General features: G+C 72.1%; 6 protein-coding genes, 1 tRNA gene and 1 rRNA gene. 7 read left to right on the top strand and 1 reads right to left on the bottom strand.

Translation table 11 applies throughout. The features are described 5' to 3' along the window. The first annotated feature begins 27 nt into the window (after window positions 1-27). The 3 genes from rrf (at window position 28) to GTY84_RS24605 (ending at window position 1,076) form a co-directional block, all read left to right on the top strand. Window positions 28-144 (top strand): 5S ribosomal RNA (rrf, locus tag GTY84_RS24595). A gap of 114 nt (window positions 145-258) precedes the next feature. Beyond that, complete coding sequence (locus tag GTY84_RS24600) at window positions 259-924, top strand: DegT/DnrJ/EryC1/StrS family aminotransferase (RefSeq protein WP_161228686.1); 666 nt, start codon at window positions 259-261, stop codon at window positions 922-924. A 79-nt stretch (window positions 925-1,003) separates the two neighbouring features. Beyond that, window positions 1,004-1,076, top strand: a tRNA-Thr gene (locus tag GTY84_RS24605). 190 nt (window positions 1,077-1,266) lie between these two features. Here the strand turns inward: GTY84_RS24605 and GTY84_RS24610 are convergent. Further along, window positions 1,267-4,017, bottom strand: coding sequence for a SpoIIE family protein phosphatase (locus tag GTY84_RS24610; protein ID WP_161228579.1), 2,751 nt, complete (start codon window positions 4,015-4,017; stop codon window positions 1,267-1,269). Window positions 4,018-4,436: 419 nt separating this feature from the next. On the opposite strand from GTY84_RS24610, the gene GTY84_RS24615 reads away from it, so the two are divergent. From GTY84_RS24615 to GTY84_RS24630, 4 genes are all read left to right on the top strand, one after another. Continuing rightward, on the top strand, window positions 4,437-9,908 hold the full coding sequence (locus GTY84_RS24615; protein ID WP_345943516.1) for a HAMP domain-containing protein: 5,472 nt from the start codon (window positions 4,437-4,439) through the stop codon (window positions 9,906-9,908). 298 nt (window positions 9,909-10,206) lie between these two features. Continuing rightward, window positions 10,207-10,884, top strand: a complete 678-nt coding sequence (locus GTY84_RS24620; RefSeq protein WP_161228581.1) for a response regulator — start codon at window positions 10,207-10,209, stop codon at window positions 10,882-10,884. 270 nt (window positions 10,885-11,154) lie between these two features. Beyond that, entirely contained in the window at window positions 11,155-13,920 is a 2,766-nt protein-coding gene (locus GTY84_RS24625) for a DNA translocase FtsK (RefSeq protein WP_202551697.1), read from the top strand. A gap of 242 nt (window positions 13,921-14,162) precedes the next feature. Continuing rightward, window positions 14,163-15,008, top strand: coding sequence for a RodZ domain-containing protein (locus GTY84_RS24630; RefSeq protein WP_161228583.1), 846 nt, complete (start codon window positions 14,163-14,165; stop codon window positions 15,006-15,008). Window positions 15,009-15,121: the final 113 nt, after the last annotated feature.

A 15,121-nucleotide genomic window follows, 5' to 3' on the forward strand; every position in this document is an offset into this window, starting at 1 on the left:
GGGGTTGCGGGTTGTGTTTCATAGTGTTTCGGTGGTCATAGCGTAGGGGAAACGCCCGGTTACATTCCGAACCCGGAAGCTAAGCTCTACAGCGCCGATGGTACTGCAGGGGGGACCCTGTGGGAGAGTAGGACGCCGCCGAACAATCCTTCAGAAGGGTTGGACCAGGAACTTCGGTTCCGGGTCCAACCCTTTTTTGTTGTGCGTCACTTGGCGTTCACGTCGCGCGGCCACCATGCCGGTATGAGTACTGCTGCACTGCTCAGGGCCGCCGGCGTGGGAGCCGGCGACGAGGTCGTCGTGCCGGCCTTCGGGAACGTGGAGATCGCCGAGGCCGTCGCCTCGGCCGGAGCGTCACCGGTGTTCGCGGACATAGACCCGGTGACGTACTGCCTGGACGGCTCGTCCGTGGAGGCGGCGCTCGGCGCCCGCACCGCGGCCGTCGTCGTCGTGCACCGCTTCGGCCGGCCCGCGGACATGCCGCGGCTGCACGAACTGGGGCGGCGGCACGGGCTGCTGGTGCTGGAACGGGCCGAGATCGAGGACGCCCACGACGAGCGGGCGCAGCGCCGCCAGCGCGCCGCCTACCTCGACGCCAAGCTGCGTGGCGTACGCACCCCCGACGGCGGGGACGGACACACCTACCAGCAGTACGTGGTGCGGGTGCCGGGCAACGGGCGGCCCGACCGGGACGCGTTCGCCCGCGCGATACGCGGCAGGGGCGTCGAGTGCCGGGTGCCGGTGAAGACGCCCGTGCACCGGCTGCCCGGCTTCCGCCGGTGCGTGTCGCTGCCGGAGACCGAGCGGGCCGCGGACGAGACCCTGGCGCTGCCGGTGGACGCCTCCCTGACGAAGCGTGAGATGCAGCGGATCGTGGCGGCCTGCAACACCCTCGGGGGACTTCTGGAACCCGCTCTCGGGTGACGTCGGACGGTTGGGAACACAGCTGTGTTCGGGGTATGATCTATTCCGTTGCCAAGGGGGAAACCCCGCAAGGCGACAGGCCCCTATAGCTCAGTCGGTAGAGCGTCTCCATGGTAAGGAGAAGGTCAACGGTTCGATTCCGTTTGGGGGCTCCGTGAAGAAAGGCCCCGCCCGATTCGGGCGGGGCCTTTTTCATGTCCTGATGCGGTACTGCCCTTTCGGTCGCCCCGACCCGTCCCCCGTCCCGCCGCGCCGCCGCGCGTGAGCCCGTCGGTCCCCCGGGAGGGCGGATCCCGTCCGACGGGAAAGGCGCTCGCGGGTGCGAGGCCGTCGCCCGCCCCGTCAGTCCTGGTGGGGCTCCGGGACGCGCATCGCCAGGATCGCCATGTCGTCCGACGGCGCGTCCGAGGCGAAGCGCTCCACCGCCCGCATGATCCGTGCCGCCACCGCGCCCGCCGTCAGGCCCGTGCAGGTGGTGAGGACGTCGGCCAGGCCGTCGTCGCCCAGCATCCGGGTGCCCTCCCGGCGCTCGGTGACGCCGTCCGTGACGCAGAGCAGCACGTCGCCCGGGTCGAGGGTCACCGTCTCCTCGTACAGCTCCAGGTCCTCGATCACGCCCAGCAGCGGCTGCGGCTCGGCCGCGGGCTGCACGGTGCCGTCCTGGCGCAGGCGCAGCGGCAGGGGGTGCCCGGCGCAGACCACCTTCAGCTCGGCGCCGCCGCCGGCCAGCGGGCGCAGCTCGCCGTACAGGAGCGTCAGGAAGCGGCTGCGGGCGCCCTCGTCGAGGATCGCGGAGTTCAGCCGCTCCAGCACGGCCGGGCCGCTGAGTCCCTCCCGGGCCAGCAGCCGCAGGGCGTGCCGGGCCAGGCCGGTGACCGCCGCCGCGTTGGGCCCGGTGCCGCAGACGTCCCCGATGGCGAAGCCGTAGGCGTCGTCGCTGATGGGGAACAGGTCGTAGAAGTCGCCGCCGACCTCGTTGCCCTCACCGGCGGCGCGGTAGATGACCTCGACCTCGACGCCGTCGATCAGGGGCAGCTCCGGCGGCAGCAGGCTGCGTTGGAGGGACTGGCTGATGGCGGTGCGCTCGGAGTAGAGGCGGGCGTTGTCCAGGGCCAGGGCGGCCCGGCGGGAGAGGTCCTCGGCCAGTTCCAGGATCTCCTGGCGGAAGTGCTCTTCGGCGGGCTTGCCCAGGGTGAGCATGCCGATGACCCGGTTGCGGGCGACCAGCGGCAGCACGACCGTCTCGCCGCCGAGCGCGTGGGCCGTGGCGAGGGTCGGGCCGGTGCCGGACGCCGCCCGCGGGGAGGCGCCGTCGGTGAGGCCGAGGGCGCGCATGGAGGTGCGCAGCGCGGCCTGGTGGGCGATCTCGCCGGGCGTCGTCCAGACGCGGGCGCCGGGGGTGGGCACCGGGTCCGGTGGTGCGGCCTTCGCCAGCAGGGACTTGATGCCGTCGATCAGTTCCTCGTCCTCGTGCAGGACGTAGGAGAGAAAGGGCTCCGAGGCCTGGTCGGCGATGGTGTAGACGGCGCACCAGGTGGCCAGCGTCGGCACCGTCATCTGGGCCATCAGGGCGAGCGTCTGGTCCCGGTCCAGGGTGCCGGCGAGCAGGTCGGAGGCCTCGACGAGGAAGCTCAGCGAGCCGCGGCGCAGCCGCTCCAGCTCGCCCAGGCGGGCGGACTCGACGGCCAGGGCGATGCGGTCGGCGGCGAACTGGAGGCGGAGTGCCTCCTCGTTGGAGTAGCGGCCCGGGGCCTCGGCGGCGACGCCGAGGGAGCCGGTGAGGCGGCCCTCGACCTTCAGGGGCACCGTGACCACCGAGCGCATGCCGGTGCCGCCGAGCAGCGGCACGGCGCCGGGGACGGCTCCGAGGTCGTCGTGGACGGCGGGCATGCGGGCCGAGCCGTAGCGGCCGGGGCCGGCCTCGACGGGGACCCGGGCGAAGCGCTGGCGGGCGGAGGGCAGGCCGGTGGAGGCGCGGACCTCCAGCTCGGTCTCGTCGTCGGTGGCCAGGAGCAGGAAGGCGGCGTCGCCGTCGAGCATGTCGCGGGCCCGCTCGACGGTGCGCTGGAGGAGTCCGTCGAGGTCGTCGGGGGCGGGGGAGCCGATGAAGACCTCGAAGGGGTCGGTGCTCCTGCCCTCGCAGGAAGTGGCCTCGGAGGCCGTTCCGCGGGCCGGGGTCTGCAGGACGGCGCGCTCGTGGTCGCGGACCAGCAGGCAGACGGTGGAGGGTTCGCCGTCGGTGTCGCGGACCCGCAGGTGGGAGGCGTAGACGGGGACGACCCGGCCGTCCGCGGAGCGCATGCCGTAGCTGCCCTCCCAGCGGGAGAGGCGCAGCGCCTCGGCGATGCCGGTCCCGGTGCCGGGGGTGTGCGGCCAGGCCGCCAGGTCGGTGAGCTGCTTGCCGACGACCTCGTCGGCGGGGTGGCCGAAGAGGTCCTGGGCGTCCTCGTTCCAGGAGGTGACGGCGCCGCCGGCGTCGAGCTGGACGACGGCGACCCGGACCCGGCCGTCGGCGAGCGGCAGCCGGTCGGCGGGGAGCGAGGGCCCGGCGGTGCGGGTGCCGACCGCGCGGTCGGGCAGGGCAAGCTCGAACCAGACGTGCTTGTGGGTCGGCGTGTAGTCGACGCCCCAGCGGCCGGCCAGGGCGGCGCAGAGCTGGAGGCCGCGGCCGCCCTCGCGGTCGGGGCTGCCCATGGAGACGGCGGCGGACTGGAGGGGGACCTCGCGCTCGGGGTAGCGGTCGGAGACCTCGATGCGCACGGTCTCGTCGGTGCGCAGGCAGCGGACGTCGGCCGCGGTACCGGCGTGGACGACGGCGTTGGTGACCAGTTCGCTGGTGAGGACGACGGCGTCGTCGACGACGTCGGCGTGGCCCCAGCCCTGGAGGGTGTCGCGGACGAAGGAGCGGGCGCCCGCGACCGAGCGTCCCACGGGCTCGAAGCTGGCGGAGGCGCGCGCGGTGATCACGGAACTCTTCGACTCCTTCTCCCCGGGCGCGGCCTGCCGGCCGACCGGCTCGCGTCGCTGCTGCGGCATGCCGCTCGTCGGCCCGGAATCCGGGGGCTGCTCCCCCGGGATGAGTCCGGTGGTCATGTCTCCGGCCGCCCCTTCGATGCCCGCTCGTCTCGGTGTCACCGCCCAGACCGGACGGACCGGTACGGCTGGACAGCCGCATGCAAGGTTACTTACCCCCGCCGCCCCGGCGGAGGGCGGTCCGCCGCGATTCCGCCCCACGGGTGTGCGGGCGGTGTGCGAAGCTGCCGAACTGTTATGGCCTGGTTGGGTGAGGGTGAAACACTGGGCAGGGTTCTCGTGCGGGCCCGGGCGGCAGGATGCCCGTCGCGCGCGGCGGGCGGCGGTCTCCTCCGCGGTCCGGTGCGCCGGTCCGCGGGGCGCGGACCCCGTATGGAGGACGGGTGCCGGAGCACCCGTGAGGTACGCGGTAGAGACGGGTGCGCCGAGTGGCGGCACCCGGGCACGGCAGTGACGGTCGACCCTGCGGGAGGGACACAGTGGAGTCTGGCGCGGCGACGCGGGGCGCGAAAGCGCGCGCGAAGGGCGGACAGCCTTCTGGTAACCAGGGCCGGACGCGGGGTGGTACGACCACGGTGGACACGGCGGCGCTGAACCGGCTGCTGGCAGCCCTGGTCGCCATGCGGGAGGGGAACTTCCGCAAGCGGCTGACGGTGTCCGGCGACGGGGTGATGTCGGAGATCGCGGCGGTCTTCAACGAGGTCGCCGACCGAAATCTGCACCTCACGGGCGAGCTGGCCCGGGTGCGGCGCATGGTCGGGCGTGAGGGGAAGCTCACGGAGCGGCTGGAGGCGGGGTCCTGCGAGGGGTCCTGGGCGGCGGCGATCGACCATTCGAACGCCCTGGTGGACGATCTGGTCCGGCCGGTGTCCGAGGTGGGCCGGGTGCTGTCGGCGGTGGCCGACGGTGACCTGTCGCCGCGGATGGAGCTGCGGACGCAGTCGGCCGAGGGGTCGGGGCATCCGCTGCGCGGGGAGTTCCTGAAGGTCGGGCGGACCGTGAACAACCTGGTCGACCAGTTGTCGACGTTCACGGACGAGGTCACCCGGGTGGCCAGCGAGGTCGGTACCGAGGGCAAGCTGGGCGGCCAGGCCCGGGTGCGCGGGATGTCGGGTTCCTGGAAGGACCTGACCGAGTCCGTGAACACCATGGCGTACCGGCTGACGGCGCAGGTGCGGGACATCGCGCTGGTGACGACGGCGGTGGCCAAGGGGGACCTGTCGCGCAAGGTCACGGTGCACGTGGCCGGGGAGATGCTGGAGCTGAAGAACACCGTCAACACGATGGTGGACCAGCTCTCGGCGTTCTCCTCCGAGGTGACACGAGTCGCCCGCGAGGTGGGCACGGAGGGCGCCCTGGGCGGTCAGGCCCAGGTGTCCGGGGTGGCCGGGGTGTGGAAGGAGCTGACCGACTCCGTCAACACGATGGCCGGGAACCTCACGGCCCAGGTGCGGGGGATCGCCGAGGTGACGACGGCGGTCGCCAGTGGCGACCTGTCGCGGAAGGTGACGGTTCCGGCGCGCGGCGAGGTCGCGCGGCTCGCGGAGACGATCAACCAGATGACCGAGACGCTGCGGATCTTCGCGGACGAGGTCACGCGGGTGGCGAACGAGGTCGGTGCCGAGGGGCGGCTGGGCGGCCAGGCGAACGTGCCGGGCGCGGCGGGGACCTGGAAGGACCTCACCGATTCGGTGAACACGGTGTTCCGGAACCTGACGACGCAGGTGCGGGACATCGCCGCGGTGACGACGGCGGTGGCCAACGGCGACCTTTCGCAGAAGGTCACGGTGGACGTGGCCGGGGAGATGCTGGAGCTGAAGAACACCGTCAACACGATGGTGGACCAGCTCTCGTCGTTCGGCGCCGAGGTCACGCGGGTGGCCCGGGAGGTCGGTGTCGAGGGCGAGCTGGGCGGCCAGGCGCAGGTGCCGGGGGCGGCGGGGACGTGGAAGGACCTGACCGACTCCGTCAACACCGCGTTCCGCAACCTCACCGGGCAGGTGCGGAACATCGCCCAGGTGACGACGGCGGTGGCCAACGGCGACCTGTCGCAGAAGGTCACCGTGGACGTCTCGGGCGAGATGCTCCAGCTCAAGAACACCGTGAACCGGATGGTGGACCAGCTCTCCAGCTTCGCCGACCAGGTGACGCGGATGGCGCGGGACGTGGGCACGGAGGGGCGGCTGGGCGGTCAGGCCCGGGTGGACGGCGTGTCGGGCACCTGGAAGGAGCTGACCGACTCCGTCAACTCGATGGCCGGCAATCTCACCTCCCAGGTGCGGAACATCGCCCAGGTGACGACGGCCGTGGCGCGCGGCGACCTCTCGCAGAAGATCGACGTGGACGCGCGGGGCGAGATCCTGGAGCTGAAGAACACCATCAACACGATGGTCGACCAGCTCTCGTCGTTCGCGGAGCAGGTCACCCGGGTGGCCCGCGAGGTGGGCACGGAGGGCCGGCTCGGCGGCCAGGCGCAGGTGCCCGGGGTGGCCGGGGTGTGGCGCGACCTGACCGACTCGGTGAACGGCATGGCCGGGAACCTCACCGCGCAGGTCCGCAACATCGCGCAGGTGGCCACCGCGGTGGCGCGCGGCGACCTGTCCCAGAAGATCACCGTGGACGCGCGCGGGGAGATCCTGGAGCTGAAGAACACCCTGAACACGATGGTGGACCAGCTCTCGTCGTTCGCCCAGGAGGTCACCCGGGTGGCGCGGGAGGTGGGCACCGAGGGCATCCTCGGCGGCCAGGCGGAGGTGCAGGGGGTCTCCGGCACCTGGAAGGACCTCACGCAGTCCGTGAACGGCATGGCCAACAACCTGACCATGCAGGTGCGGAACATCGCGGAGGTGACGACGGCGGTCGCCAAGGGCGACCTGTCGAAGAAGATCACCGTCGACGCGAAGGGCGAGATCCTCGAACTGGTCACCACCGTCAACACGATGGTGGACCAGCTCTCGTCGTTCGCCGAGCAGGTCACCCGGGTGGCGCGGGAGGTGGGCACCGAGGGGATCCTCGGCGGCCAGGCGCACGTGCCCGGGGTGGTGGGCATCTGGAAGGACCTCAGCGACAACGTCAACCTGATGGCGAAGAACCTCACGGTGCAGGTGCGGAACATCTCCCAGGTGGCGGCGGCGGTCGCCAACGGCGACCTGACGCGGACGGTGACGATCGAGGCGCGCGGCGAGGTGGCGCAGCTCGCCGAGACGTTCAACACGATGGTGAAGACGCTGAGTTCGTTCGCGGACCAGGTCACCAAGGTGGCCCGCGAGGTGGGCACGGACGGCATCCTGGGCGGTCAGGCGCACGTCCCGGGAGTGTCGGGCACCTGGAAGGACCTCACCGAGTCGGTGAACCAGATGGCGTCCAACCTGACCGGTCAGGTGCGCAACATCGCCATGGTCACGACGGCCATCGCCAAGGGCGATCTCACCAAGAAGATCGACATCGACGCGCGGGGCGAGATCCTGGAGCTGAAGACGACCATCAACACGATGGTCGACCAGCTCTCCTCGTTCGCCGAGGAGGTCACCCGGGTGGCCCGCGAGGTGGGCACCGAGGGCGCCCTGGGCGGCCAGGCCCGGGTGCGCGACGTGGACGGCACCTGGCGGGACCTGACGGAGTCCGTGAACGAGATGGCCGGGAACCTGACCCGGCAGGTGCGGGCCATCGCGCGGGTGGCGACCGCGGTGACGCGCGGCGATCTGAACCTGAAGATCGACGTGGACGCGTCCGGGGAGATCCAGGAGCTCCAGGACTACATCAACAAGATGATCGCCAACCTGCGCGACACCACGATCGCCAACAAGGAGCAGGACTGGCTGAAGGGCAACCTGGCGCGGATCTCCGCGCTGATGCAGGGCCGCCGCGACCTCCAGGACGTGGCGTCGCTGATCATGAGCGAGCTGACGCCGGTGGTGTCGGCGCAGCACGGCGCGTTCTTCCTGGCCATGCCGCTGGTGGACGGGAGGGAGTCGGCCACCGGGCAGGACGAGCAGTACGAGCTGCGGATGCTGGGGTCCTACGGCTACTCGATGGGGTCCATGCCCACGTCCTTCCGGCCGGGGGAGGCGCTGGTCGGGACGGCCGCGCAGGAGAAGCGGACGATCCTGGTGGAGAACGCGCCGACGGGCTACCTGAAGATCTCTTCGGGGCTCGGCGAGGCGCCGCCCGCCCAGGTGATCGTGCTGCCGGTGCTGTTCGAGGGGAAGGTGCTCGGGGTCATCGAGCTGGCGTCGTTCACGCCGTTCACGCACATCCAGAAGGACTTCCTCAACCAGATCGCGGAGATGATCGCGACCAGCGTGAACACCATCTCCGTCAACACCAAGACGGAGGTGCTGCTGAAGCAGTCGCAGGAGCTGACCGAGCAACTGCGGCTGCGTTCGGAGGAGTTGGAGCAGCGGCAGTCGGCGCTCCAGTCCTCCAACGCCGAACTGGAGGAGAAGGCCGAGCTGCTGGCCCGGCAGAACCGCGACATCGAGGTGAAGAACACCGAGATCGAGGAGGCCCGGCAGGTCCTGGAGGAGCGCGCCGAGCAACTGGCGGTCTCCATGCGGTACAAGAGCGAGTTCCTGGCCAACATGTCGCACGAGCTGCGCACCCCGCTGAACTCGCTGCTGATCCTGGCCAAGCTGCTGGCGGACAACGCCGACGCCAACCTGTCCCCGAAGCAGGTGGAGTTCGCGGAGACCATCCACGGGGCGGGGTCCGACCTGCTCCAGCTCATCAACGACATCCTGGACCTGTCGAAGGTCGAGGCGGGCAAGATGGACGTCTCGCTGACGCGGATCGCGCTGGTCCAGCTCGTCGACTACGTGGAGGCCACGTTCCGGCCGCTGACCGCGGAGAAGGGGCTCGACCTGTCGGTGCGGGTCTCCCCGGAGCTGCCGCCCACCCTGCACACCGACGAGCAGCGGCTGCTCCAGGTGCTGCGCAACCTGCTGTCCAACGCGGTGAAGTTCACCGACTCCGGCGCGGTCGAGCTGGTCATCCGTCCGGCCCGGGACGACGTGCCGCAGGGCATCCGGGAGCAGCTGCTGGAGGCCGGCTCGATGACCGACCCGGACACGGAGCTGATCGCGTTCTCGGTCAGCGACACCGGGATCGGCATCGCGGCGAGCAAGATGCGGGTGATCTTCGAGGCGTTCAAGCAGGCCGACGGCACCACCAGCCGCAAGTACGGCGGCACCGGTCTCGGGCTGTCGATCTCGCGGGAGATCGCGCAGTTGCTGGGCGGCGAGATCCACGCGCAGAGCGAGCCGGGCCGCGGCTCGACGTTCACGCTGTATCTGCCGCTGCACCCGGGCGGGCTGCCGGCGCAGGCCCCGCAGCACGTGATGCCGGTCCCGGAGCCGGGCGGCCCGGAGGTGTCCGAGGGGACGGGGGACCGGTCGCCGGAGCCCGCCGAGACCCCGGCCGAGGTGAGGTCGTACCAGGACTCGCAGAACGGTGCCGCCGCGCTGTTCCGGCGCCGCCGCAGGGCCCTGCCGGAGCCCGCCGCGCGGCCCGCCGCGCCGGAGCGGCCGGCGGCCGGGGAGCGGGAGCCGGTGCCAGCGCCGCGCCGCGTTGTCCGGTTCGACGGCGAGAAGGTGCTGATCGTCGACGACGACATCCGTAACGTCTTCGCCCTCACCAGCGTCCTGGAGCAGCACGGCCTGTCGGTGCTGTACGCCGAGAACGGCCGGGAGGGCATCGAGGTGCTGGAGCAGCACGAGGACGTGACGGTCGTGCTGATGGACATCATGATGCCGGAGATGGACGGGTACGCGACGACGACGGCGATCCGGCGGATGCCGCAGTTCGCCGGGCTGCCGATCATCGCGCTGACCGCGAAGGCGATGAAGGGCGACCGGGAGAAGGCGATCGAGTCCGGGGCCTCGGACTACGTGACCAAGCCGGTCGATCCCGATCACCTGCTGTCGGTGATGCGGCAGTGGATGCGGGAGGAGTGAGGAGTACCGTCGGCGGTGGCGCGCGGTGGCCGGTTCCGGAGCATCGCGCGCCGGCCGCGGCCGGTACGCGGCGGTTGCGGAGCCGGGTTCGAGGGAACGATCCTGTACCGCGCCGCGTTTCCGGTGTGTGCACAGTGACATCACGGTGACAGGGTGTGGTGACGGACGGGGTGCGGCTACGATGACCGGCACGAGGACGGGCGGCGCGTGGGAGTCGTCGCCCGGCGCGGCCCCCCGAGGCGCCGTGCCACGTCCTGCGGACAGGGGAGGCCCCACGCCGGGGCGAGGAGGGCGGGCCATGGTGCAGAAGGCCAAGATCCTCCTGGTCGATGACCGGCCGGAGAATCTGCTGGCGCTGGAGGCGATCCTCTCGGCGCTCGATCAGACGCTGGTGCGGGCATCGTCCGGGGAGGAAGCGCTCAAGGCGCTGCTGACGGACGACTTCGCGGTCATCCTGCTGGATGTGCAGATGCCGGGCATGGACGGTTTCGAGACGGCCGCGCACATCAAGCGGCGGGAGCGGACCAGGGACATCCCGATCATCTTCCTCACCGCGATCAACCACGGGCCGCACCACACCTTCCGCGGCTACGCGGCGGGCGCGGTGGACTACATCTCCAAGCCGTTCGACCCGTGGGTGCTGCGCGCCAAGGTCTCCGTCTTCGTCGACCTGTACATGAAGAACTGCAAGCTGCGGGAGCAGGCGGCGCTGCTGCGCCTCCAGTTGGAGGGCGGTGACCGGGCGTCGGCCAACGGCGGTTCCGGGGAGCCGACGGGACTGCTCGCGGAGCTGTCGGCGCGGCTCGCCGCCGTCGAGGAGCAGGCCGAGGCCCTGTCCAAGCAGTTGAGCGACGAGTCGTCGGACGCGGCGGCGGTGGCCACGGCCGCGCACCTGGAGCGCAAGCTCACCGGACTGCGCCGGGCCCTGGACGCGATGGAACCGGGTTCCCCGGGAGGCCGCGCCGCCGTCAACTGACGTCCGCCGGCGCCCGTGCGCGCCCGGCGCCCCCGTCCGGAGACGACGGCGGTACGGGGCGCGGGGCGCTCGGGCGCGGGCACGGCGGTCCGGTCCGGCGCCGCCCGCTGGGCCAACGGGCTCCCGGTCCCGGTGGTGCGCTCCTGCTGGTGAGCGCGTGTCAGCGGCCGCGTCGGAGGGGTCAGTTCCGGGCCCTCCGGAGAACGACACGAACGGGTGAAGCGGTGGCCACACGTGTCGACCGCCGTCCGCCCCGGTAACCTCGCTTCCATGGCCTCACGTCCCTCCGCAGCCAAGAAGCAGCCCGCCAGGAAGGCGGCGGCTCCCGCGAAGGCTCCGGCGAAGAAGGCCGCCGCGAACAGGGCGCCCGCGAAGAAGGCCCCGGCGAAGAGGGCACCCGCCCGGAAGGCCCCGGCGAAGAGGGCGGCCCCGCCCCCGGCGGCCCGCCCGGCCGGGGGCCTGCTCCGGTTCGTGCGCGCCCTCTGGCTGGGTCTCGCCCATGCCGTCGGCGCGGTGTTCCGGGGCATAGGGCAGGGCGCCAGGAACCTCGACCCGGCCCACCGCAAGGACGGCGTCGCCCTGCTGCTGCTCGGCGTCTGCCTGATCGTCGCCGCGGGCACCTGGGCCGACCTCAGGGGTCCCGTCGGCGACCTCGTCGAGATCCTGGTGACCGGTTCCTTCGGCCGGCTGGACCTGCTGGTGCCGCTGCTGGTCGGGGCCGTCGCCGTGCGCCTGATCCGGCACCCGGAGAAGCCGGAGGCCAACGGCCGGATCGTGATCGGCCTGTCCGCGCTGGTCGTCGGTGTGCTCGGGCAGGTGCACATCGCCTGCGGCTCACCGGCCCGCAGCGACGGCATGCAGGCGATAAGGGACGCCGGGGGCCTCATCGGCTGGGGCGCGGCCACCCCGCTGTCGGCCACGATGACCGATGTCCTGGCCGTCCCGCTGCTGGCGCTGCTGACCGTCTTCGGGCTGCTCGTCGTCACCGCCACCCCCGTCAACGCGATCCCGCAGCGGCTGCGGCAGCTCGGGGTCCGCCTCGGCCTCGTCAGCGACCCGGAGGCCGACGGGGCCGTGGAGGCCGACGACGACGAGCGCTACGAGGATCAGTGGCGCGAGGCCCTGCCCCAGGGGCGCCGGCGCGGCTCCCCGGCCGGGCCCCACGACCCGGAGGCGGCCGAGGAGGAGGCCCTCGGCCGCCGCAGGAGCCGCCCCCGTCGCTCCGCGGTGCCCCAGCCCGACCCGGACCGGCCGATGGACGCGGTCGACATCGCCGCCGCCGCGGCGGCCGCCCTGGACGGTGCCGTCCTGCACGGCATGCCGCCCTCGCCGCTGGTCGCGGACCTCACCCAGGGCGTGGCCACGGGGGAGCGGGAGCCCACCACCCCGACCCCGACCCCGACGCCCGTCCCGGCGGCCCGGCCCCGGCCGGGCGGGACCGGGGACGCCGCCGCGCCGCCGCGCGACGCGGGCGGCGCCGGTGTCCCCGACCTCACCAAGGCCCCGCCCCCGCAGGAACGCGACCTGCCGCCGCGCGCCGAGCAGCTCCAGCTCTCCGGGGACATCACCTACTCCCTGCCGGCCCTCGACCTGCTCACCCGCGGCGGCCCCGGCAAGGTCCGCAGCGCGGCCAACGACGCCGTCGTCGACTCCCTCACCACCGTCTTCACCGAGTTCAAGGTCGACGCCCGGGTCACCGGCTTCACCCGCGGCCCGACGGTCACCCGCTACGAGGTCGAACTCGGCCCGGCCGTCAAGGTCGAGCGGATCACCGCCCTCACCAAGAACATCGCCTACGCCGTCGCCAGCCCGGACGTGCGGATCATCAGCCCTATCCCCGGCAAGTCCGCCGTCGGCGTCGAGATCCCCAACACCGACCGGGAGATGGTCAACCTCGGCGACGTGCTGCGGCTCGCCGAGTCCGCCGAGGACGACGATCCGATGCTGGTCGCCTTCGGCAAGGACGTCGAGGGCGGCTACGTCATGCACTCGCTGGCGAAGATGCCGCACATGCTGGTCGCCGGGGCCACCGGCTCCGGCAAGTCGTCCTGCATCAACTGCCTGATCACCTCGATCATGATGCGGGCGACCCCGGAGGACGTCCGGATGATCCTGGTCGACCCCAAGCGCGTCGAGCTGACCGCCTACGAGGGCATCCCGCACCTGATCACGCCGATCATCACCAACCCCAAGCGGGCCGCCGAGGCACTCCAGTGGGTCGTCCGGGAGATGGACCTCCGCTACGACGACCTCGCGGCCTACGGCTACCGGCACATCGACGACTTCAACCGCGCCGTGCGCGAGGGCCGGGCCGAGCCGCCCCCGGGCAGCGAGCGGGAGCTCCAGCCCTACCCGTACCTGCTGGTGATCGTCGACGAGCTGGCCGACCTGATGATGGTCGCCCCCCGGGACGTCGAGGACTCGATCGTGCGGATCACCCAGCTGGCGCGCGCCGCCGGCATCCATCTGGTGCTCGCCACCCAGCGGCCGTCCGTCGACGTCGTCACCGGTCTGATCAAGGCCAACGTGCCCTCCCGGCTGGCCTTCGCCACCTCCTCGCTCGCCGACTCCCGGGTCATCCTCGACCAGCCCGGCGCCGAGAAGCTGATCGGCAAGGGCGACGGCCTCTTCCTGCCGATGGGCGCCAACAAGCCGACCCGCATGCAGGGCGCCTTCGTGACCGAGGAGGAGGTCGCGGCCGTCGTCCGGCACTGCAAGGAGCAGATGGCCCCCGCCTTCCGGGAGGACGTGGTCGTCGGCAGCAAGCAGAAGAAGGAGATCGACGAGGACATCGGCGACGACCTCGACCTGCTGTGCCAGGCGGCGGAACTCGTCGTCTCCACCCAGTTCGGGTCGACCTCCATGCTCCAGCGCAAGCTGCGGGTCGGCTTCGCCAAGGCGGGCCGGCTGATGGACCTGATGGAGTCGCGCGGGATCGTCGGGCCGAGCGAGGGGTCCAAGGCCCGCGACGTCCTGGTGAAACCCGACGACCTCGACGGTGTGCTCGCCGTGATCCGGGGGGAACCCGCGGGGTAGGCATCCGGGGGACGGGCCGGGGCCGTCCGGCCGATCGTGACTCACCCGTTAGGGACCATTGAGCAACCGTTTCCTCGGCACGTACGTCAAGTTGAGGGAAGTGGCGAACACTGGTTCTCCACCGGGAGGGCCGGGCCATTCCTCCGGCGTACAAAGTCATACCGCCCGGTTGCCCCACCCGTTCGCACCCCACCTAGACTGAACCTCCAGCACAGGCGGCTAAACGCTCGAAAGGCGCCCCCGTGTCCATCGGCAACTCCCCTGAAGACGAGCGTCCCTTCGACACCGTGCCCGACGGCCCGTCCGAGGAGGACCGCCCCTCCGTCGGCACCGCGCTGCGCCGCGCCCGGATCGACGCCGGGCTGACCATCGACGACGTCAGCTCCGCCACCCGGGTCCGGATCGCGATCGTGCGCGCCATCGAGGCGGACGACTTCGCGCCCTGCGGCGGCGCCGTCTACGCGCGCGGGCACATCCGCACCCTGGCCAGGGCCGTGCGACTCGACCCGGACCGGCTGCTCGCCCGTTTCGAGAGCGAGCACGGCGGGCGCCCCGCCCCGACCCCGGCCGCACCCCTGTTCGAGGCCGAACGCATCCGCCCCGAGCGGCGCGGGCCCAACTGGACCGCCGCCATGGTCGCCGCCATCGTCGCCGTGGTCGGTTTCGTCGGCTTCACGGTCGTCAAGGGCGGTGACGACGGCGCGGACAAGGCCAACCTCGCCGAGGGAGCCGAGCCGAGCGCGTCCGCCCCGGCCTCCGCCAAGCCCGAGAAGCCGGCCGCGCCCAAGCCCGACCCGACCGACAGCGCCATCGCCGCCGCGCCCCAGGACAAGGTCACGGTCAAGGTCAGCGCCACCGACGGCCGCAGCTGGATCTCGGCCAAGGACCACAGCGGCCGGCTCCTCTTCGACGGGCTCCTCAAGCAGGGCGACTCCAAGACCTTCCAGGACAACGACCGGATCAACCTGGTCCTCGGCGACGCCGGAGCCATCCAGCTCTACGTCAACGGCAAGAAGATCGAGGACGATTTCCGGCCGGGCGCCGTGGAGCGGCTGACGTACACCAAGGGCGACCCGCAGACCGGGTGAGCCCGCCCCGCGGGGCGGTGCCGGGCGAGGGGCCGTCCACGGCCGGACGGCCTCCCGCCGTGCGGCCCCCCGCGCGCCGTCCGGCCCGCCGCTCCCGGCCAACCCCTTCGACA

Source organism: Streptomyces sp. SID8352, from assembly GCF_009862265.1.
Taxonomy (GTDB): Bacteria; Actinomycetota; Actinomycetes; order Streptomycetales; family Streptomycetaceae; genus Streptomyces.

Coding starts and splice junctions, on each gene's coding strand:
- GTY84_RS24610 (WP_161228579.1), bottom strand. CDS start 4,017: ATGACCACCGGACTCATCCCGGGGGAGCAGCCCCCGGATTCCGGGCCG.
- GTY84_RS24620 (WP_161228581.1), top strand. CDS start 10,207: ATGGTGCAGAAGGCCAAGATCCTCCTGGTCGATGACCGGCCGGAGAAT.
- GTY84_RS24625 (WP_202551697.1), top strand. CDS start 11,155: ATGGCCTCACGTCCCTCCGCAGCCAAGAAGCAGCCCGCCAGGAAGGCG.